This window comes from Parafrankia soli (genome assembly GCF_001854695.1).
Classification (GTDB): Bacteria; Actinomycetota; Actinomycetes; order Frankiales; family Frankiaceae; genus Parafrankia; species Parafrankia soli.
In genome coordinates, this window is the sequence record NZ_MAXA01000224.1 from 240,488 (window position 1) to 267,138 (window position 26,651).

At 70.6% G+C, this 26,651-nt stretch carries 26 protein-coding genes, 2 tRNA genes and 1 pseudogene; 13 read left to right on the forward strand and 16 right to left on the reverse strand.

Going from position 1 to position 26,651, the window contains the following annotated elements; genetic code table 11:
* Positions 1 to 35: 35 nt before the first annotated feature.
* The 3 genes from BBK14_RS40410 to BBK14_RS21485 all read left to right on the forward strand — a co-directional run bounded on the left by BBK14_RS40410 (position 36) and on the right by BBK14_RS21485 (position 3,577).
* The gene (locus tag BBK14_RS40410) at positions 36 to 1,988 is read left to right on the forward strand and encodes a DUF3566 domain-containing protein (protein ID WP_241831727.1); all 1,953 of its coding nucleotides are present in this window, start codon (positions 36 to 38) and stop codon (positions 1,986 to 1,988) included.
* Positions 1,989 to 2,060: 72 nt separating this feature from the next.
* Positions 2,061 to 2,134 (forward strand) — tRNA-Ile (locus BBK14_RS21480).
* A gap of 825 nt (positions 2,135 to 2,959) precedes the next feature.
* Positions 2,960 to 3,577: a class I SAM-dependent methyltransferase gene (locus BBK14_RS21485; protein WP_071065024.1), complete on the forward strand. Its 618-nt coding sequence runs from the start codon at positions 2,960 to 2,962 to the stop codon at positions 3,575 to 3,577.
* Here BBK14_RS21485 and BBK14_RS21490 read toward each other — a convergent pair.
* The 4 genes from BBK14_RS21490 to BBK14_RS21505 all read right to left on the reverse strand — a co-directional run bounded on the left by BBK14_RS21490 (position 3,536) and on the right by BBK14_RS21505 (position 7,711).
* A complete protein-coding gene (locus tag BBK14_RS21490; protein ID WP_071065025.1) occupies positions 3,536 to 4,780 on the reverse strand; it encodes a prenyltransferase/squalene oxidase repeat-containing protein in 1,245 nt (414 codons plus the stop codon). The genes BBK14_RS21485 and BBK14_RS21490 overlap by 42 nt on opposite strands.
* The gene (locus BBK14_RS21495; RefSeq protein ID WP_071065026.1) at positions 4,767 to 5,636 is read right to left on the reverse strand and encodes a class I SAM-dependent methyltransferase; all 870 of its coding nucleotides are present in this window, start codon (positions 5,634 to 5,636) and stop codon (positions 4,767 to 4,769) included. Before BBK14_RS21495 ends, BBK14_RS21490 begins: the two co-directional genes overlap by 14 nt.
* Positions 5,630 to 7,030 (reverse strand): glycosyltransferase family 4 protein, encoded by a 1,401-nt coding sequence (locus BBK14_RS21500; RefSeq protein ID WP_071065027.1) that lies wholly within the window; start codon positions 7,028 to 7,030, stop codon positions 5,630 to 5,632. The genes BBK14_RS21495 and BBK14_RS21500 overlap by 7 nt, the downstream gene beginning before the upstream one ends.
* Positions 7,031 to 7,282: 252 nt before the next feature.
* Positions 7,283 to 7,711 carry an organic hydroperoxide resistance protein gene (locus tag BBK14_RS21505; RefSeq protein WP_012157459.1) on the reverse strand — a complete coding sequence of 143 codons (429 nt, stop codon included), beginning with the start codon at positions 7,709 to 7,711 and terminating at the stop codon, positions 7,283 to 7,285.
* A 222-nt stretch (positions 7,712 to 7,933) separates the two neighbouring features.
* Between BBK14_RS21505 and BBK14_RS21510 the strand changes: the two genes are divergently transcribed.
* A complete protein-coding gene (locus tag BBK14_RS21510) occupies positions 7,934 to 8,632 on the forward strand; it encodes a TetR/AcrR family transcriptional regulator (protein ID WP_071065028.1) in 699 nt (232 codons plus the stop codon).
* Positions 8,633 to 8,639: 7 nt separating this feature from the next.
* On the opposite strand, the gene BBK14_RS21515 is transcribed toward BBK14_RS21510, so the two are convergent.
* Positions 8,640 to 9,215 carry an ATP-dependent Clp protease proteolytic subunit gene (locus BBK14_RS21515; RefSeq protein WP_071065067.1) on the reverse strand — a complete coding sequence of 192 codons (576 nt, stop codon included), beginning with the start codon at positions 9,213 to 9,215 and terminating at the stop codon, positions 8,640 to 8,642.
* A gap of 261 nt (positions 9,216 to 9,476) precedes the next feature.
* Between BBK14_RS21515 and BBK14_RS35690 the strand changes: the two genes are divergently transcribed.
* Positions 9,477 to 9,971 (forward strand): type II toxin-antitoxin system Phd/YefM family antitoxin, encoded by a 495-nt coding sequence (locus BBK14_RS35690; protein ID WP_083391137.1) that lies wholly within the window; start codon positions 9,477 to 9,479, stop codon positions 9,969 to 9,971.
* Positions 9,972 to 9,974: 3 nt separating this feature from the next.
* Here the strand turns inward: BBK14_RS35690 and BBK14_RS21525 are convergent, their stop codons facing one another.
* Positions 9,975 to 11,252, reverse strand: coding sequence for a lipase family protein (locus tag BBK14_RS21525; protein ID WP_071065029.1), 1,278 nt, complete (start codon positions 11,250 to 11,252; stop codon positions 9,975 to 9,977).
* A gap of 224 nt (positions 11,253 to 11,476) precedes the next feature.
* Here BBK14_RS21525 and BBK14_RS21530 point away from each other — a divergent pair, with 224 nt between their 5' ends.
* On the forward strand, positions 11,477 to 12,541 hold the full coding sequence (locus tag BBK14_RS21530; protein WP_071065030.1) for a DedA family protein: 1,065 nt from the start codon (positions 11,477 to 11,479) through the stop codon (positions 12,539 to 12,541).
* A gap of 334 nt (positions 12,542 to 12,875) precedes the next feature.
* On the opposite strand, the gene BBK14_RS21535 is transcribed toward BBK14_RS21530, so the two are convergent.
* Positions 12,876 to 13,214: a P-II family nitrogen regulator gene (locus tag BBK14_RS21535; protein ID WP_071065031.1), complete on the reverse strand. Its 339-nt coding sequence runs from the start codon at positions 13,212 to 13,214 to the stop codon at positions 12,876 to 12,878.
* A gap of 114 nt (positions 13,215 to 13,328) precedes the next feature.
* Here BBK14_RS21535 and BBK14_RS21540 point away from each other — a divergent pair, with 114 nt between their 5' ends.
* Complete coding sequence (locus tag BBK14_RS21540) at positions 13,329 to 13,913, forward strand: YbhB/YbcL family Raf kinase inhibitor-like protein (protein WP_071065032.1); 585 nt, start codon at positions 13,329 to 13,331, stop codon at positions 13,911 to 13,913.
* A gap of 164 nt (positions 13,914 to 14,077) precedes the next feature.
* Complete coding sequence (locus BBK14_RS21545) at positions 14,078 to 14,206, forward strand: DLW-39 family protein (protein ID WP_018504118.1); 129 nt, start codon at positions 14,078 to 14,080, stop codon at positions 14,204 to 14,206.
* Between the two features lie 70 nt (positions 14,207 to 14,276).
* Here the strand turns inward: BBK14_RS21545 and BBK14_RS21550 are convergent, their stop codons facing one another.
* The 6 genes from BBK14_RS21550 to BBK14_RS42930 all read right to left on the reverse strand — a co-directional run bounded on the left by BBK14_RS21550 (position 14,277) and on the right by BBK14_RS42930 (position 18,008).
* Positions 14,277 to 14,489 (reverse strand): hypothetical protein, encoded by a 213-nt coding sequence (locus BBK14_RS21550; protein ID WP_198541371.1) that lies wholly within the window; start codon positions 14,487 to 14,489, stop codon positions 14,277 to 14,279.
* On the reverse strand, positions 14,486 to 14,809 hold the full coding sequence (locus BBK14_RS42925) for an ABC transporter permease (RefSeq protein WP_241831732.1): 324 nt from the start codon (positions 14,807 to 14,809) through the stop codon (positions 14,486 to 14,488). Before BBK14_RS42925 ends, BBK14_RS21550 begins: the two co-directional genes overlap by 4 nt.
* Entirely contained in the window at positions 14,707 to 15,330 is a 624-nt protein-coding gene (locus tag BBK14_RS21555; protein WP_241831736.1) for an ABC transporter permease, read from the reverse strand. The genes BBK14_RS42925 and BBK14_RS21555 overlap by 103 nt, the downstream gene beginning before the upstream one ends.
* A gap of 103 nt (positions 15,331 to 15,433) precedes the next feature.
* A complete protein-coding gene (locus BBK14_RS21560; RefSeq protein WP_071065034.1) occupies positions 15,434 to 16,687 on the reverse strand; it encodes a polyamine ABC transporter substrate-binding protein in 1,254 nt (417 codons plus the stop codon).
* Complete coding sequence (locus BBK14_RS41730) at positions 16,684 to 17,550, reverse strand: TOBE domain-containing protein (RefSeq protein WP_198541372.1); 867 nt, start codon at positions 17,548 to 17,550, stop codon at positions 16,684 to 16,686. Before BBK14_RS41730 ends, BBK14_RS21560 begins: the two co-directional genes overlap by 4 nt.
* Complete coding sequence (locus tag BBK14_RS42930) at positions 17,433 to 18,008, reverse strand: ATP-binding cassette domain-containing protein (RefSeq protein WP_198541373.1); 576 nt, start codon at positions 18,006 to 18,008, stop codon at positions 17,433 to 17,435. Before BBK14_RS42930 ends, BBK14_RS41730 begins: the two co-directional genes overlap by 118 nt.
* A gap of 445 nt (positions 18,009 to 18,453) precedes the next feature.
* Here BBK14_RS42930 and BBK14_RS21570 point away from each other — a divergent pair, with 445 nt between their 5' ends.
* From BBK14_RS21570 to BBK14_RS21580, 4 genes are all read left to right on the forward strand, one after another.
* Positions 18,454 to 19,161, forward strand: coding sequence for a maleylpyruvate isomerase family mycothiol-dependent enzyme (locus BBK14_RS21570; protein WP_071065068.1), 708 nt, complete (start codon positions 18,454 to 18,456; stop codon positions 19,159 to 19,161).
* A gap of 226 nt (positions 19,162 to 19,387) precedes the next feature.
* Positions 19,388 to 20,452 carry a ParA family protein gene (locus BBK14_RS21575; protein ID WP_071065035.1) on the forward strand — a complete coding sequence of 355 codons (1,065 nt, stop codon included), beginning with the start codon at positions 19,388 to 19,390 and terminating at the stop codon, positions 20,450 to 20,452.
* 271 nt (positions 20,453 to 20,723) lie between these two features.
* On the forward strand, positions 20,724 to 20,945 hold the full coding sequence (locus tag BBK14_RS37845) for a hypothetical protein (RefSeq protein ID WP_131802373.1): 222 nt from the start codon (positions 20,724 to 20,726) through the stop codon (positions 20,943 to 20,945).
* Positions 20,946 to 22,491: 1,546 nt separating this feature from the next.
* A tRNA-Ala gene (locus BBK14_RS21580) sits at positions 22,492 to 22,567 on the forward strand.
* 166 nt (positions 22,568 to 22,733) lie between these two features.
* On the opposite strand, the gene BBK14_RS37850 is transcribed toward BBK14_RS21580, so the two are convergent.
* On the reverse strand, positions 22,734 to 23,405 hold the full coding sequence (locus tag BBK14_RS37850; RefSeq protein ID WP_071065036.1) for a TetR/AcrR family transcriptional regulator C-terminal domain-containing protein: 672 nt from the start codon (positions 23,403 to 23,405) through the stop codon (positions 22,734 to 22,736).
* Between the two features lie 129 nt (positions 23,406 to 23,534).
* Here BBK14_RS37850 and BBK14_RS21590 point away from each other — a divergent pair, with 129 nt between their 5' ends.
* Positions 23,535 to 25,034, forward strand: a complete 1,500-nt coding sequence (locus BBK14_RS21590) for an MFS transporter (protein ID WP_198541374.1) — start codon at positions 23,535 to 23,537, stop codon at positions 25,032 to 25,034.
* 208 nt (positions 25,035 to 25,242) lie between these two features.
* Here BBK14_RS21590 and BBK14_RS21595 read toward each other — a convergent pair whose 3' ends face one another.
* Positions 25,243 to 25,638 (reverse strand): ATP-binding protein, encoded by a 396-nt coding sequence (locus BBK14_RS21595; protein WP_071065038.1) that lies wholly within the window; start codon positions 25,636 to 25,638, stop codon positions 25,243 to 25,245.
* A gap of 618 nt (positions 25,639 to 26,256) precedes the next feature.
* A pseudogene (locus BBK14_RS35705) lies at positions 26,257 to 26,651 on the reverse strand (hypothetical protein); the annotation flags it as partial.

A 26,651-nucleotide genomic window follows, 5' to 3' on the forward strand; every position in this document is an offset into this window, starting at 1 on the left:
CCACACGTGCGACCAGGAGTGGACGGGGAGAATCCGTGAGCGACAGTCAGAATGACCGGCCCGCCCGGTCGGCCGTCCACCGCGCATCCCCGGCCCGTCCGGAGCAGCGCACCGCGGCCGTGGCCGGTGGCGCGCCTGTCGGTGGTACCGCCGCCGGGCGCGCCGCGGCTGGCGGTACCACCGCCGGCGGTGGTACCGCGGGCGGTGCCTCCGCGGCTGGTTCCAGCCGGTCCGGCACGGCGAAGGCCGGGCCCGTGGGCGCGGCACCAGGCGTGGGTTCCGGTGCCGGTTCCGGAACTGGGATCGGCAAGGGAGCTCCCGGGACAACCGGCTCCGGAACCGGCGTGAGCTCGGCGGCGGGGGGCGGTGTGGGTGGTCCCCGCTCGACACCGGGAAAGGCCGACGGAGAGTCCAAGCGCGCGTTCCTCCCCGGCACCGGCCGTCCCGCCGACGGGCGTCCCGGGACCGATGGCCGTCCCGCTGAGGGCCGCTCGGGGGAGGGGCGTCCGGCCGCGGGGGGCGGGGCTGGATCGGGTTCACGCGGTCCGTCCCGGCCCTCCTCCGGATCGGCATCGCCCGGAAAGGGTACCCCCGGATCGGCGTCGCCCGGCACCTCCGGATCGGCGTCGCCCGCGCGTGGCACGGGCGCAAGCGGTGCGGGCGCGGGCGGGGCGGCGAGCCCGTTCTTCCAGCGTCCCGGGCGGGACGAGAACGACCCGTCCGACCGGGACGGTGCGGGTGGCCAGAGCAGTCAGACGACACGCCTCGGCGTCGGCGGGACGGCAGAGCCCAAGCTGCTGAGCGCCTCGGCGACCGTTCCGGGCTCGTCCTCGGCGGGCACCGGCGGCGGGACGGACCGCGCGGCCCCCGCGCCGCGCGGCGGTGACTCCGACCCCGACGAGACATCACGGCCGCCAGCCGGCCGGCAGCCCGCCCGCGACGCGGACGCGGCCAGGCCGGCGGGCGACGGCAGGAAGCCGACCGAGGCGACCCGCGGGGCCGGCGCGGGCACCTCCAAGGACGCTGCCCCGGCGGCTGGCAAGGGGGCATCCCGAACGGGCACGCGAGCGGACGCCGCCCGACCGGACGCCGCTCGCCCGGATACATCCAGAGCCGAGACGACGAGAAAGCCCGATGCGCAGACCACCGTCAGAAGCCCGGCGGCACGCCCCGGCACACCGGTCGACCCACCCCGGGACAGCGACACGATCTCGCTGGTGCGACCGAACCTGCCCAAGCGGGGCTCGAAGCCCCCGGCGGACCGCGTCGGCGCGGACGTGAAGACTTCCCCGGATCGCGGCGCGGTCACCGACCGCATGCCCGCCGAGCGCCGCCCCACCCCTGAACCGGTGCGGGCAGCCACTCCGTCGACCCGGCAGGCGCCGCCGGCGGGCCGCACAGCCCCCTACGACCGCCCTGGGACGCCGCCAGGGCCGCTGCCGACGTCCGGAGGTGTGGGCCCGAACGGTCTGTCCACCGAGCCGTTCGACCGGGTCGACGACGCCGACCACGGCCGGCCCGGCGGTGCTCCTGGACCACAGGGTGGTCCCCCGCGGGGTCAGCAGCAGCCGGGCGGCCGTGAGCCGGGGCGGGACACCGCCGGCCAGGGCCCACGCCGGGGCCCCGCCGGTGGCCGGCGCGCCCGCCTGCGGGTCTCCAGGGTGGAACCGCTCTCGGTGACCAGGCTCTCGTTCGCGTTCTCGTTGTGCGTCTTCCTGATCATGATTGTCGCCGTGGCGGTGCTGTGGTTCGTGCTGAACTCGATCGGGGTCTTCGACAGCGTCACCAAGGCCGCTGACACCCTGACCGACGGCACGAACGCCAACGTCTCAGGCTGGCTGTCCTTCGGGCGGGCGATGCAGATCACCCTGCTGGTCGGGGCGATCAACGTCGTCCTGATGACGGCGCTGGCGACCCTGGGCGCACTGCTCTACAACCTCTGCGCGGACATGATCGGCGGGCTCGAGGTCACCTTGAGCGACCAGTAGCCGATCCGCCGGAATTCAGGGGGCGGCGGCCGTCACGGAGCCGTCGCCATCCTGTACTCTCATCAGAAGCCAGGACCTATAGCTCAGTCKGTTAGAGCGCTTCCCTGATAAGGAAGAGGCCGGTGGTTCAAGTCCACCTAGGTCCACCCATAGGCACCAGGCGTTCGGCCTGCATCTTCATCTGATCAAGATTTGATTCTCTCAGCCCCGCCCACGGATTCGTGCGCGGGGCTTTCCATATAGGGGTCCAACTCGTCCAGGACGCTCCGCGATGACGCTCACATCGGCGACGACCATGCCGGCGGGATCCGGGATCCGGGATCCGGGGGCCGGGATCCGGGGGCCGGGGGCCGGGGAGTGTCCGGGGGTCCGTGAGGCCCGGGAGGCGCCCAGGACGCTGTGAGGCGGGGTCCCGAGGGCTCCTGTGGCCCGGTGGCCCGAGGCTTCCGTGTCCTGGTGTGCGCCCCGGTGCCCTGGCGTCCCCGGGTTCGGGCGTCTCGCTGTCCCTCCCCGGAGCTCCGCCGGGCGCTCCGGAATTGCCATGTTCCCGTGGCCGGCCGTGTGCTTCAGGGGTGTCGTGCTTGCCAGGGTGCTGTGCTCTGTGCACAGGGCTGTGGATAAACCTGTGGATGATGCYGTGGATATCCCTGTTCATTGCGTGCGTTCCGGGTGGCATCCGGGCAGGATGTGATCGAGCGACGTGTCGGACAACCGACCCATGCCGGGCCGTGCCGGCGGAACCTCGGGAGGTAAAGCCTGATCGGGCCAGTGGTCCGACCCCATCCCGTAGCCATGTGGGTGCGCCGAGGCACGGTCGTGAGTCCATACATCCGATGCGTCCGGTTTGCCTGATCTGGTAAGACGGGCGAGCGGCATCGGCGGCGGGGCGGGGCGCCGGGCGGGTCCATCCCGCCGGTCGCGTACCCCGGATCCGCCTCTCGGATCCTCTGACACTGGGACGAGGAGACAACGTGGACGTGGCGTTGCGGCAGGCGGCCGAGGCCGCCAAGGGCTTCATGCCACCCGAGGAAGGACTGGCGCTGCACGCGGCCGCGGCCGAACTGCCTGGTGGCGGACTGATCTGCGAGATCGGCACCTACTGCGGGAAATCCACTCTCTACCTTGCTGCCGCCGCCCGGCTCGTCGGCGCCGCGGTCGTCACGGTCGATCATCATCGGGGATCGGAGGAGAACCAGTCAGGCTGGGAGTACCACGACACCACGCTCGTCGACCCCCGCACCGGCCGGCTGGACACGCTGCCCACGCTGCGCACGACCCTGGAGGCCGCCGGGGTCGAGGACGTCGTCACCGTGGTGGTAGGGCGGTCCGAGATCGTCGGGCGGTGGTGGTCCACCCCCATCGACCTGCTGTTCCTTGATGGTGGGCACACCGAGAAGCAGGCGCAGGCCGACTACGAGGCCTGGGCCCGCCACGTGCGTCCCGGTGGCCGGCTGGTGATCCATGACGTGTTCCCCGACCCCGCTGACGGCGGTCAGGCGCCGTACCACGTCCTGCTTCGCGCCGTTCGGGACGGCTTCAGCGAGATGTCACGCACGGGATCGCTGCGGGTCCTCCGCCGGCTCTTCTGAGTCACACCCGCACGCGCGCCACGGACCGGTGAGCGCCTCGCTGCCCCGACCGGGGGTGGCGAGGTCGCCGGCCCGCCGCTCGCCGCGCGGCGCCCGTTCGCCGGCCGTGCCTCGTCCGGTGCGGGGCGTCGACGGGTCGCGTGGCTCGGGCAGGTCGTCGCGGTGCACGACGTGCAGGCCCTCGGGCAGATCGTCCCCGCGGAAGGTGCGTTCGGTGGGGCCACCGGCCAGGGTGTCGACGGCCAGTACGACGGCGGCCGCCGTCCAGGTCGACTGCTCCTCCGGCCAGTGGCATCCGTCGGCGAACTGCCAGCCGGTCCAGTAGGCCCCGCCGGGGGCCCGCAGGTGCTGCATCTCCCGGACGAGGCCGGCCGCCGCCTCGGTCTCGCCCACCAGGTGCAGCGCGATGGCGAGTTCGCAGGTCTCGGCGCCGGTGACCCATGGTTCGTCGTCCACGCAGCGGATGCCGAGACCGGGCACGACGAACTCGTCCCACCGGGAGCGCAGCCGGGCCCGCCCCTCCGCGCCGCGCAGCGCGCCGCCGATCACCGGGTAGTACCAGTCCATCGACCAGCGGTCCCGCGGCATGAAGTACTCGGGATGGCGGCGCAGCGCGTGCCACAGCGCGCCGGCGGCGACCTCCCATTCCGGCCGCGCCTCGCCGACCAGCGCGGCGAGGCCGAGGCCGCACCGCAGGCTGTGCAGGGTGGACGAGCATCCGGTGACGAGTGCCTCGGGGTAGTCCTCGCCGGTCGGGGTGCGGGCCCACCAGATCTGGCCGCCGGGGGCCTGCATGTCCACGACGAAGTCCAGGGCAGCCCGGGCGACCGGCCACATCCGGGTCACGAAAGCGCGGTCGCCGGTGACGAGCCAGCGGTGCCACAGGGCCGTCGCCACGTAGGCGCACTGGTTGCTGTCGGCGAAGTCCTCCTTGACTGCTCCGCCGACGTGGCTGGTGGCCCAGGAGCCGTCCGGGCGCTGGCGGCGGTGCAGCCAGTCCCACGCGGCGTCGGCGGCGTCGACCCGGCCGGTGACCAGCAGCGCCATCGCGCATTCCAGGTGGTCCCACGGGTCGGTGTGGCCGCCCGCGAACCACGGGATCGCCCCGTCGGGCTCCTGGGCCGCGGCTATCGCGTCCGCGGTGGCGCGCAGCGCCTCGGGGGAGAGGAGGGGAGCACCCGTCGCCGACTCACCTGGCCGCACGCTCGACCTCCGGTGTCCTGCCGCCGGCCCGTGCGGCCAGCGCGTCCGTACCCGCCTGCGCCGCCGCGTCCGCTGCCGCAACCGCCTGCGCGTCCGTCGTCACCCCTGCCTGCGTCGGTGAGCGCGCCGGCGGCTCCGGCCTGGGGCGCGGCTTGCGCAGGTAGAGCACGATGCTCTTGCCGAGCACCGGGTCCAGCAGGCGTTCGGCCGTCCGGGTGAGCGCCGGGCGGCGCATCATGTCCCAGACCAGGAGGCGGTGGTACAGCTTCGTGGCGGGGTGGTCGTCGTCGTGCACGCCGACCAGGCAGCGCAGCCACCAGTAGGGGGCGTGCAGGGAGTGCGCGCGGTGCTGGCCGACCAGCTCGAGGCCGTTGGCGCGCAGCTTCTCGATCAGCTGGTCGCGCCGGTAGATGCGGATGTGGCCGCCCTCGACGTTGTGGTAGTCGTCCGACAGCGCCCAGCAGACCCGTTCCGGGAGGCGGGCGGGCACGGTGACCGCCGCGAACCCGCCGGGGCGCAGCACGCGGGCCAGCTCGGCCATCGCGCCGGTGTCCTCGGGCAGGTGCTCCAGGACCTCGGCCGCGATGACCCGGTCGAAGGTGTCGTCCGCGAACGGCAGCGCCAGCGCGTCGCCGCGCACGGGCGCCGCGCGGGCGCCGGCGGGAACCTGGCCCTCGGCGGACATGGCGGCGAGCATCGCGCCGACGCCGGTGACCTCGTCGGCCGAGTAGTCGAGGGCGATCACGTGTGCGCCCCGGCGGAACGCCTCGAAGGAGTGCCGCCCCGCGCCGCAGCCCAGGTCGAGAACCCGGGTGTCACGCGGGACGGGGAACCGGGTGAAGTCGACGGTCAGCATGCCGGCTCGACCGGTGCCGCCGCGCCGGTCGAGGCGGCGACGGGCGGTGGCCCACTGCCCGGGACGGCCGCCCGCACGGCCGCGATCTGCCGTTCGTACCAGGCCGCGGTGCCGGCGGCGGCGGCCTGCCAGGAGAACCGTTCCTCCACGCGGCGGCGGCCGGCGGCGCCCATCCGCGCGCGCAGTTCGGGGTCGTCGAGCAGTGTGGCGATCGCGCCCGCGAGCGCGCCGGCGTCGCCGGGCGGCACCAGCAGCGCGGCCTCGCCGTTCGGTCCGGCCACCTCGGGCAGGGCGCCCGCGGTGGTCGCGACCAGCGGCAGCCCGCACGCCATCTCCTCGACCAGGGGCAGGCTGAAGCCCTCGTAGAGGGACGGGACGACGGCGACCTCGGCGGACCGCAGCAGGTCCACCATCTCCGCCTGCGGGACGTTCGACCGGAACGTCACCGCCTCGGTGAGCCCGAGCTCGCCAACCTGGCGCTGCGCGGCCCCGCCCTCGCGGACCTTCCCGATGCACACCAGGTGCGCCGAGCGCTCGGCCCGCAGCTTCGCCAGCGCCTCCAGCAGCACCATCAGCCCCTTGAGTGGGACGTCCGCGCTGGTCACCACGATGATCCGCCCCGGTACCGGGGCGACGGTGCCGTTCCCGGCGTCATCCCCGGTGCCGTTCCCGGCGTCGGACGGCGGTGCCGGCCGCGGGGTGAACACGTCGGCCTCCACGCCGAGCGGGACGGTGTGCAGGTTCTCGATGGGGACGTTCATGTCGGCGACGATCTCGTGCCGGGAGCTCTCGGAGGGAACCACCACGCCGTCGAGACCACGGGCCACCCGTGCCTGCATGGGCAGGAACGAGTACCAGCGGCGCACGCCCAGCGCGGCACGGCGACCGGTCGTGGCGGCGAGGTGCAGGCGCCGGTCGACGGTGATCGGGTGGTGGATCGTCGACACGACCGGGATGCCGTAGGGCCGCAACGCCCGGCGCAGCGGCAGCAGGCCGTAGCCCAGCCCCTGGTTGTCGTGCACGATGTCGAAGTCGGGCCGGCCCTGGCCACGCCGCGGCCGGAGCGCCTCGAAGGCCCGGATCGAGAACGCCAGCGGCTCCGAGAACTGCCCGGTGCGCATCATGCCGAACTCGACGACGTCGGCCAGCGAGCGGAACTCGCGGAACCCCGGCCAACGGAAGGGGTCCCCGTCGCGGTAGAGATCGAGGCTCGGAAGCCTGGTGAGTCCGACTCCCGGGCCGAGGTCCGGGTACGGCGGCCCGCTCACCACCTGAACCTGATGACCCAAAGTCACCAGTTCACGCGAGAGCTGCCGTACGTACACCCCCTGGCCACCACAAGTAGGCAGACTTCGGTACGACAGCAACGCTATCCGCAACGGTGCGCCCTCCATCGCTCGCGGCCTCCTGCGGGTCCCGCGAGCCCGAGGACAGCGCCGTTGCTTGGCACACTAGGACATTGGGCAGCGATCTTCACGGAATCGGGACACTTGCCCTTGCTCCACAACAAAGCCTATGACGGCTCGTAATCGGTGCTAAGGGCTCGAACCGCCTGTCCCGCCTCTTGTCCGTCCGTTGGCTGACCCGTCCCCGGGCTCTTTTCGGCGGGCTCCCTGTGGCGGGCTCCCTGTGGCGGGTGCCGCCGCTCAGCTGTCGCCGTCGACCAGCGTCACCTCCGCGGCGATGTTGCCCCGGGTGGCCCGCGAGTACGGGCACTTGGCGTGCGCGAGGTCGAGCAGCTCACGGCCGGTCGCCGGGTCGACGCCCGGGATCTGCGCCTCGATGCGGGTGGACAGGTCGAGGCCCTCGTCGGTGCGGCTGATGCTGACCGACACGGTGACCGCCGAGTCGGTCACGTCGATCTTGCGTTCCCGGGCGACGGCCTTCAGCGCGCCGTGGAAGCAGGCGGCGTAGCCCGTGGCGAAGAGCTGCTCGGGGTTCGTGCCGGGCCCGTCGTCCCCGCCCAGTCCCTTCGGCATGGACAGCTGCAGGTCGATGCGGTTGTCGTTGGACACCACGCGGCCATCGCGGCCGCCCCAGGCGGTGGACGTGGCGGTGTAGAGCGGTGCGGCCATCGGTTCCTCTGTTCGTCGGCTGGTCTGGACGTGCGGTCTGGTCGTGCGGTCCGTTCGCGAGGTACCCCGAGATTTCGTGGGGTAACTGAGGGCGCAGGCACACCCGCCGGTCACAACTGGTGTCACGGCTCGAATATTCGCCGGCATGCTGTGACCCACACCGCCGGGTAGCTCCGCTCTCCGTGAGCACGGTGCCCAACGGGCGGCCCTTACTCTTGACAGATGCCCCCCGATGACCCGGCCGCGGAGTGTGTGCGGCCACGTCGGGGCCGTCCTCGCGACGCGACGATCGACGACCGTGTGCTGCGGGCCGCCGTCGACGAACTGGCTGGTCGCGGCGTCGGCGGGTTCAGCGTCAACAGCGTCGCCGCCCGCGCGGGCGTGGCGAAGCGGGGCATCTACGCCCGGTGGGCGACCAGGGACGATCTCGTCCTCGCCGCACTGGGCACGCTGGCCGCCGGCCTCGTGCCGCCGCGCACCGGATCCCTGCGCGAGGATCTCCTACGACTGGCACCTCTGGTGGACGCCGTCTTCACCGAGCCGCGGATGTCGATCCTCGCCCGATGCCTGGCCGAGCTGCCCCGGTACCCCGGGCTGTACGAGGCGTTCCGGCGGGAGTCGGTCGACCGCTGCGCGGCCGCCGTGCAGGACGCGTTCCACGACGCGCGGCGGCGCGGAGAGATCCGCTCCGACCTCGACACCGACCTGGCCGCCGCCGCGTTCCTCGGCGCCCTGCTGACCCGTCAGGCCTTCGGGCGCCAGGCGTTCGGGCGGTCGCGCGCCGGCTCGGGCGGCCCGGGTAGCCCGGGCGACGAGCCGGGCGAGCAGCCGCCCGGCGCGGTCACGGCCTACCACCGCCGGCTCGTCGAGTTCTCCCTCGCCGCGGCGAGGGGCGCCGGGCAGGCCTTCGGCCCCGCGTAGCGCCCGGTCAGCGGGTGAAGCCGGCGGGCACGCGCCGGACGTGCTCCACGACGGCATCGACGAGCCCGTACTCCTTCGCCGCCGCCGCGGTGAACCAGCGGTCGCGGTCCGAGTCGGCGGCGATCTCCGCCACGGAGTGACCGCTGTGCTCGGCGATCAGCTCCTGCATCCGGCGGCGGGTGTGCAGCGCCTGCTCGGCCTGGATGGCGATGTCGGACGCCGTGCCACCGACGCCGCCGTGTGGCTGGTGCATCATGATCCGCGCGTTCGGCAGCGCGAACCGCTTGCCGGCGGTGCCCGCGGTGAGCAGGAACTGGCCTATCGAGGCCGCCAGCCCGAGCGCGTAGGTCGCGACGTCGTTCTCGATGAACTGCATCGTGTCGTAGATCGCCATTCCCGCGTCGACCGAGCCGCCCGGCGAGTTGATGTACAGCGAGATGTCCTGGCGCCTGCTGGCCCGGGTGAGCAGCAGGAGCTGCGCGCACACCCGGTTCGCGAGGGCGTCGTCGACGGCGGCGCCGACGAAGACGATCCGGTCGTCCAGCAGCCGTTGATAGATCTGCTCGTCCAGGGTCGAGCCCAGCGTCGCCGCGGACGGGGGGCCGGCCGCGCCCGCTGCCGGCCTGCCGAACGAGCCACTGACCGGCCCGCCGGGCGAGCTGTTGAGCGAGCCGCTGACCGGGCCGATGTCGGCGCCGATCAGCCCGCCGGAACCGGGAACGCCCAGAACCGGGTCGATCTTCACGGGTGTGGATGGGCAGAGAAGGCCCTTCCGATGACACACTGCTTTCATGGACAGTCTCTCCTCACTGTTCGTTCTGTACAGAACGTACATCGAGAACCCATGACGCGCCAGATCCCGGTCACCCAGGCGCGCGCGGAGCTGTCGGATCTCGTCAGCCGGGTCGCCTTCAGTGGGGAGCGCGTCAGCCTCACCCGGCACGGAAAGTCGGTCGCCGCGCTGGTGTCGGCCGCGGACCTGTCCCGCCTTGAGGCCCTCGACGAGGCCACCTCCGGCGAGACCGCGCCCCGTGGGCCGGCGGACCGCGGCGACGTCGACCGGGAGCAGGTACCCGGGCACGCGGCCGGCACCGGCGAGACCGGGACCAGCGGCACCGAGACGACCGATGACGATGCCGCCGACCACCCCGAGCGGGTGGGCCTGTCACCGGTGCGCCTGGACCCGGTCGGCCCGACCGAGGCCCCGATCCGCCGCGGCTTCGGGATCGCCGCCGAGCACCGTCCGGCCGAGCACCGTCCGGCCGAGCGACATTCCGCCGAACAGCGGGGCACCGAGCACCGGGTCGCCGCGGAGCACCGCCACCCGCCGGCGGGGTGATGCTCAGGGGCGGGCGCAGATGTCTCCTGGTGGCTTCGTCCCGACGAACCGGGCGTTGATCCAGCTGGTCAGATCGGCCATCGAGACCCCGAGGATCGTGCCGTGGTCGGCCAGCCCGTACCGGTGGTATTCGACCGGACCGCCGCTGGCGCACAGCCCGCTGACGACGCCGTCGGTGGTGGACCGGTGGATCACCGTGTCCAGGTCGCCCTGGAGCACGAGTTCGGGCGGCCCGGGGAGCCGTGTCTGCTGCCACTGGCGCGCGAACCCGGCCGCGAACGGCTCCGTGGTGAACGGATCCGCGGTGAACACGCTCGACGTGGACTCCCCCTGGCTGGCCTTCAGCAGGCCGACGGCGCACTGGTTGCGCGCCACGGCGGTCAGCCGCCGCCCGGTCTGGGTCAGGATGGCGTTCAGATCGATGGTGGGATCCGCGGCGGCGAGGCCGAGCGCGGCGAGCAGCACGTAGGCGACGCCGTCCGACACGGTGCGGTCGAGCAGGCGCAGCGAGGTGGGCAGGTCCGCCAACGGTGCCGTCGCCGCCGCCCCGTGCACCCGCAGGTCGGGCGCGTACGACGCGGCCAGCCCACCGGCGGCGAGCGCTGCCTGACCGCCCTGGGAGTAGCCCCAGAGCACGACGTCACGCCCTGCTCGGGCGTCGGAGAGCGAGTGCGCGGCACGGGCGGCGTCGAGGAGCGCCCGTCCTTCGGTGTCGGCGACGTAGATCGGATGCTCGCCGGGCCCACCCAGGCCGATGTAGTCGGTGACGGCCAGCACGTTGCCGGCCCGGACGAGGGGCAGCACCCCGCCCACCGCCGACAGTGGCGGCTCGGCCCGTGACGGCGCGCACGAGTCGTTGATCCCGGTGGTGCCGTGGCCGAAGGAGATCAGTCGGCGGCCGCCGGCGGGAATGGCGGAGGTACCGGCCGGGGCGACGACGAGGCCCGTGACCAGGCGGTCCTCGTTGAGGGGCCCGCGCGAGTGATAGATCATCCGCCAGGCGCGCATGCCGTCCGGGGCGGGAACCTCGGCGGATGAGACGAGCTCACCAGGGGCGCCGGGTGGCAGATCGGTGAGTTCGGTGGACCCCCGCCTGCCGCCGGTCATGACGTCCTCCAGGCCGTACCCGGCGAGCTGGTAGCCGAGGCCGGGTGCCCGGGGAGTGGTGGCCGGCGTCGGAGCCGGCGGCGGGGTCGGCTCCGCCGCGCAGGTGGTGAGCAGCCCCGTCAGAATGACGGCCGTGAGGGCAAGTCCGCGCAGAGACAGCCGGGATCTTGCCACGTAATGAGGTTATGGGGCGTTTCGGCGGAGAAGAGGTCATCTGTGCGTCCGCTGTGTTTCTTGTGAGCGCAGGCCCCTTATAGCGAGTTTCGAGTCGGTACGGGGCGCGGGCCACCGGGTGAGCTGACCTCCCCCGAGGCGGGATCGGTGCCGACTGCGTGGCGTGAGATCCTGGACGGGCGGGCGCCGGCCCCGTCGCCTGAGTTCCCTGGAGGCCCTCGACAGTGACCACGTTCGCGTCGAACACTCTGGCCCTGGGGCCGGACTTCATCAGTGCCGACAGTCTGGCGAAGGCCGGCCTGGTGGTCGTCCTTCTGATCGTCTTCGCCGAGTCGGGGTTGCTGGTCGGGTTCTTCCTGCCGGGTGACTCGCTGTTGTTCACCCTCGGTCTACTGATCTCCCAGGACGAGGTGTCCACGCCGCTGTGGCTCGCGTGTGCCCTGATCGGTGTGGCCGCGATCGCGGGTGACCAGGTGGGCTACCTGTTCGGGCGGAAGGCGGGTCCGGCGCTGTTCCGGCGTCCGGACTCGCGGCTGTTCAGGCAGGAGTATGTGGAGCAGGCGCACGAGTTCTTCGAGAAGCATGGTGGCCGCTCGATCGTGCTGGCGCGTTTCGTGCCGATCGTGCGTACCTTCACCCCGGTGATCGCCGGGGTGAGTCGGATGAACTACCGGACGTTCGTGGTCTACAACGTGATCGGCGGCCTGCTGTGGGGCTGCGGGGTCACCGTCCTCGGCTCGCTGCTCGGGAAGATCGATTTTATTCGCCAGAACCTCGAGGCGATGCTGATCCTCATCGTGTTGATCTCGGTGGTCCCGATCCTGATCGAGTACCTGCGCGCCCGCCGGACGAAGGCGAAGACAGGAGACGCCGCCGGGTCCCCCGACACCACCAATGCCGCGGGTACAGGGCCCACCGCCGGCCATGGTCCGGCCTGGGTGGACGGCCCGGTCCGGGAGCACGACCGGGCCCCGGGCGCGGGGTTCGCGGGCGGCCACGAGAGCGCGGGCGGCTACCAGCCCGCTGGCGGGTATCAGGGCGGGTACCAGCCCGTGGACGTGTACCGCAACGCGGACGGGTGGCAGCCGGAGAGCCGCTACGACGACGGACGTTACGACCAGCCCCGTGCGGGCACGGCGGGTGCGGCCGGGCACGGCGGGCACGGCTACGACACCGAGGGATTCCAGGATGCTCGGCCGCGGGAGGGCGAGGCCCCGATCCAGGAGGAGCGTGGCCCGGCCGGGCGCCGCGGCGGTGGCGGGCGGCACTCCGCTCCTCGGCACCGCTGAGTTCCTCGGTACCGCTCGCTGAGCGGGAGCATCCGGGAACGCTGACCGGGAGTTTGGAAGTGTGAGATGGAGATCCGCCGCGTGGCCCGCGGCGGGTGCGGCCACCGCGAAGCGGTCTGGCCGTGGCCCTGAGGATGTTCTGGGTTCCGGCGGGCGGCCCACTGATACGGGGGGATTCAGTGGGAGACACCCGCCGGAACCTGTCCACCGTATCCGCTTGGTGGGTCCGATGTCGCCCCGGCGACACAACATAAGCCGAAAAGCTCCCGGATTGTCCCAATACACACATTGCGCCCGGTCTTGGGGCGGGATGTCCGACTCCTGGCCGGGGACCTCACAGCGCGTCGGTGCCCCGCTCGCCGGTCCGGATCCGGGCCAGGCCTTCCACCGGGAGCACCCAGATCTTTCCGGCCCCGCTGGACGTCGACGCCGCCGCTCGCCGGATCACGTTCACCACGTCGGGCGCGTCGGAGTCCGCCACCACCAGCTCCAGTCGGATGTTGCTGGTTGACTCGTCATGGAAGGCGTTGCCGCGGTAGGTCTGGGTGCGCCACATTTCCAGCCCGAATCCGGTTACCTGGCTGACGGTCATCCCGTGCACACCATAGGTTGTCAGGGCCGCCCGCACGTCGTCGACGCGGTGGGGCCGCACGATCGCGGTGACCAGCTTCATGACCCGTCTCCACACGTACCGGCGCGCTGATGTTTCATCGCGGGGAAGCGCAGAGCCGACGGATGTCGGCTCTGTCTCGCCAGTGTCATCCAACGTGTAGGAGAGGATCGACCGATGTCCCTGCTGGACCGCAACACCGCACCGGATCCGCTCGACCTGCTGCCCCCGCTGCCGTCGTTCTCGCTGAGCAGTGACGACCTGACCGACGGCAGCCCGCTTGGCCTGGACCAGGTGTTCAGCGGCGCCGGCGGCGCGGACCTGTCGCCGCACCTGTCCTGGACGGGTTTCCCCGCGCAGACCGAGAGCTTCGCCGTCACCTGCTTCGACCCGGACGCCCCGACCGGGAGCGGGTTCTGGCACTGGGTGCTCGTCGACGTGCCGGCCAGCGTGACGGAGCTGGCGCGGGGCGCCGGAAGTGGTGACCTCTCCGGGTTGCCGGCCGGGGCATACCACGTCCGTAACGACTGGGGCACGGCGAACTACGGCGGCGCGGCGCCCCCCGAGGGAGACCGGCCGCACCGGTACGTCTTCGTCGTCCACGCCGTGGACGTCCCGAAGCTGGAGATCGACGCGACCGTGGCGCCCGCGGTCGTCGGGTTCAACCTGACCTTCCACACCCTGGCGCGGGCCGTGCTGCGGGCGACCTACCAGCGCCGACCCGCGGCCACCAGCCACGGATACACGGCCACCGGCCGCTGATGCGTGGCTGCCGGCGCTGATCCCGTGCTCCGGCCGGTCGGCACCGCGCCGCGTCCCGGCGCCGGGGGTGTGATCCGGTCGTGACCGGATCACGATCGTCGGGGCGGGGGCCATCCCGCCGAGATACGGTGGCTGGCGAAGGCAGTCGACGAAGGGGAGTCGGTATGCGCAAGTTCACTGTCGTCGCCCTCGTGGCGAGCGCCGGCGCACTCCTCACCGCCGCCCGTCGCCGCAGGAACAAGGACGAGATCGACCTGTGGCGCGAGGCGACGTCCGCGGCGGGGAACCGCTGACCGAAGCCAACCGGCCCGGCCGGCGAGTGGGCGTGCCCGGTCGCCGGCCGCGCCCACCTGCCAGCCGCGCCTAGCCGCCGGCTGGCAGGTCGTGCTTGCCTGTCCGTTTCACGGTGAAGCCGTTCCAGGTGTCGTTCCGTTTTCCGACCCGGTCATTGAAGCTGAAGGCGATCATCGTCGCGATGGGCAGGGTCAACCAGGCCAGAATGAGCCACGTGTAGACCCGCAGGGCCTTCTCRCCGCGGCCGGTCCGTCTCGCGGTGGGGTGCGTGCCCACGCTCACCGGGTGCTCATCTCCAGCACGTCACGGGTGCCGAGAACGCGCGCGTACAGGAAGATCCCGATCAGCAGCACCGCCATCAGGATGAAGGACAGCGCCGACGCCAGCGGATAGTCCGCGTTCGTGAGGTAGGTGGTCTGGATGATGTTCCCGATCATCGTGGTGTCGGTGCCGCCGAGGATGAACGAGTTCACGAAGTCCGACGTCGCCGGGACGAACGTCAGCAGGCAGCCGGCGAACACCCCGGGCAGCGAAAGCGGCAGGACGACTCTCCCGAGCGCCCGCGTTCGGGACGCGTAGAGGTCGGCCGCGGCCTCCAGCAGGCGCGGATCGACCCGCTCCAGGGCGACGTAGACGGGAGCAGCATGAACGGGAAGAAGTTGTAGGTCAGGCCGGCCACCACCGCGAACGACGTAGCCAGGACGTGGAAGTTCTCCGGGAGGAGCCCGGCGTCCTTCAGGTTGCCGAGCACGATGCCGTCGTCGGCAAGCAGGAAGCGCCAGGAGACCGTCCGGATGACGAAGGAGACGAAGAACGGCAGGAGCACCAGGAACAGGTAGGTCGACTTCCGTTCGCCGGCGTGGAACGCGATCCAGTACGCCATCGGGTAGGCGAGCAGGATCGTGGCCAGGGTGGCGAGCCCGCCGTAGACGAACGAGCGCACGAACTGCACGTCGTAGGTGCTGATGGCGTCCCAGTAGACCGAGATGTTGAACGTCTGGCGGAACCCGTCGACGACATTGCCGGTCTGCACCGAGATGGACAGCATGACCAGCATCGGGATCACGAAGAAGGCGACCAGCCACAGGCCACCGGGCAGCACCAGCAGATACGGCGCCGACACCCGCCACCGCGAGCGCCGCCTGGGTCGTCAGCACCGCCTGGGTGGTTAGTGCTGCCTGGGTCGTCAGCGCCGGCCCGGCCGTGCGCGCCGCGGGGGCTGCCCGCTAGGACTGGTAGACCGGCTGGAAGATCTTGTTCCACTCGGTCTCCTCCTCCGTCGTCAGCACCCGGAAGCGGTGCACACGGTCGAACTCCGCGCGGGTCGGGAACAGCAGCGTGGATTCGGCCAGCTCGGGGGAGACGTGGTCACGGGCGGCCGGCACCGGCGTTATGTAGTTGATGTACTCGGCCAGCATCCCGGCGACGTCGGGCCGGTACACGAAGTCCATGTAGGTGAGGGCGTCCACCGGGTGCGCGGCGGTCCTCGGGATGCACATGCTGTCGGTCCAGATCAGGCCGCCTTCCTCCGGCACCACGAACTTCAGCTTCGTCCCGGCCGCGAGTTGCTGGTAGACGTCCCCCGACCACGCCATCGAGATCCACAGGTCGCCGCCCGCGAGCGAGTCGATGTAGCTCTGGTCGTAGTACTTGCGGACGATTCCGGCGTCGCGCTGCTCGATCAGTTTGTCGGCCGCGCGCCGCCAGTCCTCCGGAGCGGAGTCGGCCGGGGCGACGCCGATGCCGAGGAGCGCCAGGTTCGGCAGCTCCTGGTTCTCACCGAACATCCCGACCTTGCCGGCGAAGGCGGGGTCCATGAGGTCGGCGAAACTGGTGATCTCCCGGCCGGTCTTCTCCGGGTCGTAGGCGATGCCGGTGATACCGGACTGCCAGGCCACGGTGAACTGGTTTCCCGGGTCGTACGCGGGATCCTTGACGCTCGGGTCGGCGTTGGCGGCGAAGGTGGGCAGCCTCTTGTGGTCGAGCGGGGCGAGGTAGYCGAGCTGGATGACCCGGCTGAGGGTGATGCCGTTGGTCAGGACCATCAGGTCGTACCCGACGGGCTGGTTCTCGGCGAGACCGGGCCGGATCTGGGCAAAGAAGGACTCGTTCTCCTGGACCACTTCGCGGTAGGTGACCTTGATGCCCGTCTCCTGGGTGAACAGGTCGAGCGAGGGATGCTCCGCGTCGGAGCTACCGACATCCATGTAGAGCGGCCAGTTCGCGAAGTCGAGCGTTCCCGCCTTCGCCTTGCCCGCCCAGTAGCCGGCGACGTCGGCGGCCTGCGCCGAATCACCGGCCTCGCCCTTGACCCCACAGGCGGCCAGGAGCGCGGCGCTACCGGCCGCCCCGGTGAGGCGCAGGAGGTCCCGTCGGTCGAAACGACGTCTGGTCAGGCCGCGCAGCAGCGCCGGGTCGGGAACCGCCCCGTGCGACGCCCCCGGTGCCGCGGGAATTCCCTGCCGGTCATTGCTGGTCACGATTCGAGTCCCTCCGTGTGGTTCTGGCCTTCCCGCAGGGAGCCGCTCGGTGCAAGGGCGCTCGGCGGGGTGCTCTTTGTGTGGGCGCTCGGTGCGAGGGCGAAGGAATGCGTCGGCAGCCACGACAGCCACACCTCGTCGCCCCGGTCTGCGATGTTCGTCGCGTCGGCGCTGTTCTGCCGGAAAACCGTGATCTTGGATCCACCGTGCGTCAACACCGTGTATGTCGTGTATGTGCCCAGATAGACGACCTCGGTGACCCGCCCGTGCAGCGCACAGCACGTTCCGTCGGGGCGTGTCAAACCCAGGGTGATTTTCTCCGGCCGGACGGTCATCTCCAACTCGGACCCGGTTGCTGGCCGGCCGAGCCCCGGCCGGAGCGGAACCACCAGGCGTTCTTCGGCGGCGGAGTCGAGAACCGCCACCGGAGTTCCGTCCACGCCGGCCGGATCGACGGACCGCACCGATCGGCGCAGCAGGTTCGACGTGCCAATGAATCCGGCTACGAACCGGGTGCCAGGCCTTTCGTAGATCTCCCGGGGGGCAGCGAGCTGCTCGACGCGGCCCCTGTTCATCACCGCTATCCGGTCCGACATCGTGAGCGCCTCGCTCTGGTCGTGTGTCACGTACACGAACGTGATGCCGACCTCGCGCTGTATTCGCTTGAGCTCGATCTGCATCGTCTGGCGCAGTTTCAGGTCGAGGGCTCCGAGTGGTTCGTCCAGCAGCAGGGCCCGCGGCCGGTTCACCAGCGCCCTGGCGAGCGCGACCCGTTGCTGCTGGCCGCCGGAGAGCGCCCGGGGCCGCCGGTCGGCGAGCCCGGACAGCTCGACGAGCTCGGACAGCTCGACGAGCTCGAGCATCTCGCCGACCCGCCTGCGCAGCTCCTGGCCGCGGACCCGCGGCGCCGCAGCCCGAAGGCTACATTCGAGGCGACATCCAGGTGTGGGAAGAGCGCGTAGCTCTGGAAGACGAGGTTCACATCGCGCCGATTGGGCGGGACGGCGGTGACGTCGCGGCCGTGGAGCAGGATGCGCCCGCGGGTCGGTTCCTCGAATCCGGCGATCATCCTCAGGGTGGTGGTCTTGCCGCAGCCGGATGGGCCGAGCAGCGAGAAGAACTCGCCCTGCTCGATGCTGAGATCCACCCGCGAGACCGCGCCCACCAGGCCGGCGCGCGAGCTGTATTCCTTCGCGACACCGACGAGCTCGATGGCGGGTGTCGAGGGTGCGGCGGATACGGCGGGCGGGGACGCGGGCGCGGGCGCATCGTGGTCGTCGGCGGCCGGGATCACCACCGCGTTGGCCTCGCCACTGTTCACGACTTCTCCGTGAGCTCATCGGTGTGGACAGGCTCGACGGCATTGTCGGCGCCGGGTCAGCGTGACAGCCCGATTGACGTGCGACAAGGGATCCCCTTGTAAAGGCTGGATGACCCTGTGGAATCGGTATCCATCAGCGCTCTCCGTCGTTGATTCGCGTCGTGCTGAGCATTTTTGCCGGCGGACGCGCCGATCCGTGCCGCTATGCGGCGGCAATGTTGTGGCGCCGCGCGGCAGACCGGTTACCCGCCGGCGCGCGGCGAAGTGGCGCCGGCGGTGCGCGGAGGAGCACTCTGGATATATGGATGCCCACGCCGGGCCTCGTTCGGGCTCACCGTCGCTCTCGCCGGTCCCACCGGTCTCGCCGCCGCCGTCGCCGTCGCCGTCGTCGCGGCGGTTGGCGGCGCCGAGCCCGCTGCCGGGACCGGAGTACACACCGTCCGCCGTGCCGCTCGACATCCTGCTGGGTTGCGCGCGGTCGCACGCCAGGCTGCTCGAAGCCGTCGCCCGCGTCGACGACACGACCGCCCGCCGCCCGTCCCTGCTGCCCGGCTGGACCGTCGGCCACCTCGTCACCCACCTGGCGAGGAACGCCGACAGCCACACCGGGATGTTCGGGGCGGCCGCCGAAGGACGGGTCGTGGCGCAGTACCCGGGCGGCCTGACGCAGCGCGACGGCGGAATCGAGGCGGGCGCCTACCAGCCGGCCGACCTGCTGCTCGCCGACCTCGCCGGCGCGGTGGCCCGGCTCGAACGAGCCTGGGACGGCACCCACGTCGATGTCTGGCGCGGGGGCCTGGGGCTGACCGCGGCGCGCGGCGCGACGAGTGTGGCGGACCTGGTGTTCCTGCGGTGGCGTGAGGCCGAGATCCACCTCGTCGACCTCGCGCTGACCGATCGCGGCGGCCCGGAGTGGGACGACCTCAGCCCCGCCTACGTCGAGGCGGAGTGGGCGTGGAGCACGCGGCTGCTGCCCGAACGGCTGCCCGCCGAGGTCACCGTCCTGCTGACCCCCGGGGACCGGCCGTCGCGCGCCGTGGGGCGGGGCCCGCAAGTCGTCCGGGTGGATGTCCCGACGCTGCCGGCGTTGCGCTGGCTGACCGGCCGGGACGCCGGCGATCCGGCCTGGCCGCCGCTGGGCCCCTGGACCTGATCCCATCCTCTGGTCCCACCCGGATCGCACCGGCCTGCCCGGCGCGGCGATATCAGCGTGATCCAGAATGTCCGGGTGTGGAGCAGACGGAACGGTTCGTGAGCGTTGCAGCCGGCTGCCCGGATCGCCGTGACCGTGTCGGTCCGACCGGGCCACGCCACCGCGGCGGTGCCTTGCGGCGCGGGCGGGTGCGCGGCCGGGCGGGTGTCCGCGCGGGTATCCGCGCGTGATCTCGATGGCGCTGTTCAACAACAAGGGCGGGGTGGGTAAGACGACGCTCGCCTACCACCTGGCACACATGTTCCAGCGGATGGGACACCGGGTGCTCGCCGTGGACCTCGATCCCCAGGCGAACCTGACCGCGCAGTTCCTGGACGAGGACGAGCTCGCCAGCCTCTGGAAAGAGGACGAGGGCCTCGGGTCGTCCGCGCCCCGGCCCGCCGTGCTCGACCCGCGCCGCAGCCGGATCAGGCCCGGCAACGGCACCCTGGCCACGGCCATCGAACCGATCATGGAAGGTGTCGGGGACGTCCGGCTGAGCGAGCCGGTGACCGTCGAGGACGGCCTGTGGCTACTGCCCGGGGACGTCAACCTCGCCAGCTTCGAGGACCGGCTCTCGGCGGCGTGGCCCAACAGCTTCCTGGGCCGGGACGTCGCCGCGCTGCGCACCACCACCGCGCTGCACCGCGCCATCGACCACGGAGCCAGGGAGACCGGCGTGGACATCGTGATCATCGATGTGGGGCCGAACCTCGGCGCCATCAACCGCGCGGCGCTGCTCTCGGCCGACACGATCCTCATGCCCCTGGCGGCCGACCTCTTCTCCCTGCGCGGCCTGCGCAACATCGGACCGACCCTGCGTGACTGGCGGGTGACCTGGCAGGGCACGATCCTGCCGAGGATCCCCGAGCGGATCCCGGCACCGCGCGGCCTGATGATGCCGATCGGCTACATCCTGGTCGAGCCGCCGGCCCGCGCGGACCGGCCGTCGAAGGGTCACGGGCGGTGGCTCGACCGCATCCCGGGCGTGTTCACCACTTCTGTCCTCGGCTCCGCCGCCGCCCCGGCGGACGGCGACCGCTCCTTCGAGATCGCGACCATGAAGAACTACGCGGCGCTGATGCCCCTCGCCCAGGACGCCCGCAAGCCGATGTTCGAGCTCCGGGCCGGGGACGGCGCCGTCGGGGGAACGCAGAGCGCCGTGCGGCGCTGCTTCTCCGACTTCCGGGAGCTGGCGACAAAGGTCCGGGACAGGCTCGTCTTCATCGACCCGACGCTGCGCCGAGGCTGAGCCCGCCTCGAACCTGCCCCGATCCTGCCCTGGGCTCACCTCGATCCTGCTCCAGGCCTGCCTCGAGTCCGCCCCGAGCGCCGTCCTCCCGCCGCCGTCGGGCTCGTCGTGCCTGGCACCGCCGTCGGGACGCCCACGGAACCAACGTCGTGGCCGACACTCGCTCGCGCGGCAGGCTCCGGAGATCCCGTCACGGTGACAGTTCGCGAAGCTTGCTTGGCGTAAAACGTTGACGATGACCGCCCGGATCGTGGCGATGATCAGGTGACTGATGCCCGCCAGGGTGATGGTTACCGATCTTTGCTCATCGTCAAAATTAACCGATGACCGTGGGTGCGTGCCGCATCCTTCTGTATCGATTTCCCTGGCGGGAGAAGGTCATTTTATTTTGCTGATCGTCAAACGTTTCCAGAAACCGTCGGTGGTTGCCGGTCGATCTATCGACGAACCCCGTGGATGGTCATGGCAGTTCATTTTGCGAGTTGTCAAATGATGTCGATACCCATGGCTGGTGTTCGAGGTGCTCGCGAACTAATTCCACGCCTGGATTCTGTCTAATTATTTTGCTCTTCGTCAAATGTTGACGGTCTCCAGATGGGGTGTCTGAAGGATCGGCTAGCGCAAGCCTCGCAAGGGTTCTGTCGGCGAAACTTAATGATTTTGCTTGCCGTCAACCGGAATCTATGACCTCAGGTGCAGTGCGCTGGAGGATTCGGACGCTGCCCGTGCGGGGAGTGAGTGTACGACGTTTGCTTAGCGACAAAATACGTCGGACTCCGGCGAGGGTTCCGGTGATCGGTACGCCCTGTTCCCCTTGGGGGCGTGTGTCGTCGACGTCAACGGATTTTGCTTGGTGTCAACCGACATCCATGACCCGCGACGAGTTGCGTCAGCTATTTACCGCCGTGATCACGCGGGGCGTGAGTGTACGACGTTTGCTTCGCATCAAAAGCTGTCGCACTCCAACGGCGAGCTCGGCTCGAGGCCCGGCGGTACTGCTCCCGAGGCCCTCCCAGGTGGAGAGTCATGCGCGCCACCCGCTGGCGCCGCCTGCCCGTTCGTCGACCGGCTGCCGCCGGCGTCAGCCGGACGCCGCCGCCCGCCGGCCAGCAGCTGGCCATGGGCTACGGATGGGCGACGGACCGGAGGGGCGATAGACCTCAGCCGGACCGGGTAGGACCGAGTAGGCCCCACTCGCGGGTTGTCCACAGCCTTGGTCCGAGAAAACCCTGACATTGCCCGTATGGGGGCATCGTGTGGCGACCGGAGGCCTTGATGCCGCGTCCCCGACGGCCTTGGACAAGGCGGCGGATTCCGAAGCCGGCCAGGTGTCCCGCAGCAGCCTGCTCGTCCTTGCGACTGGCGATCGGTCACGGTGGGTCGCGGTAGTACTGCGACGGGGAATGCGTCAACGGATTCCGCAGGCGGTGCACGTTGCCCGGGAAATCCATCGGCAGCGGCGGGAAACCTTCCACAGCTATCCACAGCGCGCGCTTCTCGCCGCTGTCGGGTCGCGCCAACGATGCCCTCAGGCGGGCATCGTTGCCGGCAGAACAGCCCTAACCGGACACAGCCCCAACCGAAGGAACAACGCTCCCACTGGGAAAGTCGACGAGACCCGCCATATGTGTTCACAACGCTTGTTGTGGAGAGCATGACGCATTGCCGCATGTTTGTCACGAGCTACGGCCGATTCGAGGCATTCTGGTGCGACACACACCGTGGGTGGGCAGCGTCGCGGCGGGAAACCTCGACTGCCCACAACGAAGACCCATGTGAACGGCCCGTGACCATGAACGTGGTGTGACTACTGCAGAACGACGCCGCCCACGCGTCCGCGGGGCAGGGTGACGGCAGCCGGCGACCCGCCGGTGGACAACAGCGAGCGCCCCGTGGCGGCGTGGCGCCGGCGGTGGCCGCTGGACGGTCAGGCATCAGCGGCCAAGGGCCGGCCGGACCATCCCCGAGCTGGTAGTCATGCCGTACTCTTGAGGGGCATCGGTCACTCGGGGCGGCGACGCCTGGGCGGCCGACCTCACGGGGGCGTAGCTCAACTGGCAGAGCACTGCCTTTGCAAGGCAGGGGTTAGGGGTTCAAGTCCCCTCGTCTCCACCACGCAGGGTCACATAGGTATTGACCTGTGCAAACGCTCGATCTATTGATCTTTTTGGTGGTGTAGCGGGGCGCCTGCCGGATGGTGGCACCGCGTTCGCGCAGGTCAGAGCCTCGTGGGCGGTTCAAGTCCCATCGTGCTCTTCGGCAATCTTGCTACTCGGGGTAGCTACTGTCCTGGGTGAGCGAAGCGTCGTGCGATGCCGTCGAGGACGGTGTCGAGGCCGACGGTGAACGTGGCGTCGTCGCGGTCGGGTGTGCGGGCGCGGAGCGCGCGGGCGAGGTGGGGGAAGATGGCGGGGTCGACGGTCGGGTAGCGCTGCTGTTCGGTGTCGGCGGCTGGGTGGGCGATGCGGAGTGCGTGACCGAGGGTGTAGTCGTTCACGATGCCCGCGACAGCCCAGGCGTCTGCGGGGTCGAGCTGTAGTGGGGCAACGGCAGCGATGAGCTGCTCGGCGTGGCGCAGCGCGTTCGGTCCGAGCGTGCCGGGGCGGGTGGATGCCTGCAGCATCCACGGGTGAGCCGCGAGTGCCGTGTGGGAGCTGTGCGCGATGCGGCCCAGGGCGGCACGCCAGTCCTCGGGAAGCTCCTCGTGGACGATGATCTCGCCAACGACCTCGTCGACCATGAGTCTGACCAGGTCATCCTTGGTGGCGATGTGGGTGTAGAGGCTCATGGGTCTTACGCCCAGGTCTGTGGCGATGCGACGGACCGACACCGCGTTGAGTCCTTCGCGGTCCGCGAGGGCGATCGCCGCGCCGACCACGACGTCCCGGTTCAACTTTCGTCCCGGGGCTGGCTTCGTCTTATCCCACACCAGCTCCGACGCCCTGTTCGGCATCCACCGACCGTACTCCGCCGTACGCGACCACTCCTCGCGCGATACGGTGTGCGGCGCCAAGGGATACGACGTACGGCAGGCTGGGTGATGATCTCGCGATCCCGGCCGAGAGAAGTCGAGGTGGAGCGCGTGGGACCCATTGGGCGGACATGGGGAGGCGCCGCGCAGGACGACGCTGCCGCGGTGATCCGTGACCGGCGGTGGGGTGCGCTGATCCTCCTGTGTGCCGCGCAGCTCATGATCTTTGTCGATGCCGCGGTCGTGAACGTCGCTCTCTCGACCATCCAGCGCGACCTGCATATCTCCCCTGCCTCGCTGTCGTGGGTGGTAAATGCCTATCTGCTGACCTTTGGTGGATTTCTCCTGCTCGCCGGTCGTGCTGGCGACCTGTTTGATCGACGGCGGCTCTTCGTCGCAGGCATGGGACTGTTTACCGCGGCATCGCTGCTGTGCGCTGTTGCCACCTCGCCGGCGTCCCTGATCGCCGGCCGGGCGCTTCAGGGGGTCGGGGGCGCCCTCGTCGCTGCCGTCAGCCTCACCATGATCGTCACCTTGTTCGGTGAGCCGGTGAAGCGCGACCGCGCCATGGCCGTTTACAGTTTCGTGGCCTCCGGTGGCGGAACCCTGGGCGTGATCTTCGGCGGGGTGCTGATCGACACGCTCGGCTGGTATGCGATCTTCTTGATTAACCTGCCGATCGGCCTGACGATCATCATCGTCACGCCGCGGTTCCTCGGCCACGGCCTGCCCGACCGGGGACAAGGCCGTCTCGATCTTCCGGGTGCGGTGACCGTGACGACCGCGGTCATGCTCGCGCTCCTCGGCTGCGTCACCGCCAGCAGCGACGGCTGGGCCGCACCCACCACCCTGATCCTGCTCGCCGCCGCAGCGGCCGGGCTGACACTCTTCGTCCACCTGGAACGTCGCGCCCCACAACCGCTCCTGCCACCACGCCTGTTCCGATCCCGCGCGCTCTGCCTGGCCAACACCCTCGCCGTCCTGCTGCGAGCCGCGATGTTCAGCTGGTTCTACTTCGCCGCGCTCTACATGCAGAACATCCTCGGCTTCACCCCGCTGCAGACCGGCCTGGGTTTCCTCCCCGCCACCCTGATCATCGCCGTGTGCGCCTACATGATCGCCGCACGCCTGGTAGCCCGAGTCGGCGTCCAGGCGCCGATCGTGGGCGGAGCAGCCCTGATCGGAGTCGGACTCGCAGCCTTCGCGCTCAGCCCGGCCGACGGCACCTATCCTGTCGACGTCCTGCCCGGGATGGTCCTGCTCGGCTTCGGTGGCGGCATCCTGTTCATGCCACTGATCCGCACCGCGACCACCTCCACCTCCCCCCAGGACGCGGGTGCTGCTTCCGGCCTGCTCAACACCTCCCAGCAACTCGGCGGAGCACTCGGCCTCGCCGTCCTGGCCTCTCTCGCCGCGACCCACCGATCCGGAGACACCTCGCTCGCCGCCATCCACAGCGGCTACCAGCTCGCCTTCCTCATCGGAGCGGCACTCGCCGCCACCGCGGCAATACTCGGCCTGGCCCTACGACCTCAGAGCCCAGAGCGTCGCCCCGTGGACGTTCCTCAGCCGGCCTCCCCGCCTGATCGCTCCGTGTACGAGAGCGAGTGAACGACCTGACCGCCGGGCTGGCTGCTTGCGCAGGCCGGGCATGGCTCCGCGGCCGTAGTGATAGGTGTGCGCAGATCATGCCAAGAACTTAAGTGTAGGATCGAAGTTGATCTGATCCAGTTAAGTGTGTCGGTGGAACGTGCACGGTGAGCCAGCCGCCACCGACCCGCGGCAAGACAGATCGTCGATCGACCCCCGGCCCCGTGGGTCAGTCGAGTTCGACCCAGACGCGTTTGCCGTCGCCGTGGGTCTCGACGCCCCACCGGGCGGTGAGCTGGTCGACGATGTGYATCCCACGGCCCCGCTCGTCGGAATCGACGATCTCTCGAGCCATCGGCCGCACCGACGACCCGTCAGCGAGTTCCAGACGCAGCACCTCACCGGTGACCCGAAGCGCCAGCCGCAGCTGCCCCCGTTCACCGGCGTGCTGCACAGCGTTCGTCACCAGCTCCGAGACGACCACCACGGCATCATCGGTCTGCCGGTCATGCCCCCAAGCGAGAAGCAACCCCCGCAACACCTCCCGGGCAGCGCCCGCAGGGGCGCGCGCATCAAAGGGTAGATCCACACTGGCCGACCAACCCCTGTCGCGCACCGCAACCACCCCTCACCCCGTCGATCATGCTCCTGGCATGCTCCTTCCCCACCCGGGGACACAACGAACGGGCGCCACCAGATGGGGGCCGGGCATCCGGCCAGGGTGACTCGGCCCCGTTCTGTCCTGGTCCGGACACTGCATCCGCGATGTTGCGGGTGATGGCCTCGGCCAACCGCAGCGCCTGGACAGCAGATAGGTTCATGACGACCTCGGCGTCCTGTGTTGCGAACCCGATCGACACGTCTGCCATGGCCAATGTCCCCTTTCCTGCGCGGGTCTGGTGTGTGCCTCGCTGCCGGAGCGGGGATCTGTCGGATAGCGACCGGGACCGCACGTAGCCAGCTCCGCTCCTTCCAGCGTCGAAACGTTCGCTGGTGTTACACCGACACTGGTGGGCTACGTAGGCGGCGGTAACCGGCGGCTGGTCGAGCCGCTTGGCGTGGATCCCAAGGCCGCGCAGCACTGGGTGAAGGGGTGGCCCGCTCTGTCGACATGGTGGGTGGAGGAGGTCACGGGCGATGAGCGACGGAAGCGCGCGGAGCGCTCAGTAGGCGGAAACGATGTCTGGTAGATCACGTCGGCACGGCTGCGGCGCTTTACCAGACATCGTGTGACGCCTACCGGTCAGCGATGCACCGACGGGGCCGCGCTGGCACCGAGTCCGGCGCCGCCCTGGCCGACGTTTGCGCCCACCCCCGCGCTCGGGACCTGCGCGCCGACACCGGCCCCGCCCGGCCCCGCACTCGCACCCACTCCTGCGCTCGGCCCCACATGGACGCCAAGACCCGCACCATCCGGCCCCGCGCTCGCGCCCACCCCCACCCCCGCACCCGGGACCTGCGCGCCGACACCAGCACCGTTCGGCCCCGCACTTGCACTCGCACCGGCGGTGGTGCCCGGTGTCGCGGCGGCGTCGATCTCCGTCTGTAGTGCCTTCGCGCAGAAGGCGTCGACCTTGTCAGGGCTGCCGGCGGCAGTGACGAGCGCGCGCATGTTCGGGGAATCGAGAGTCGTGTGGG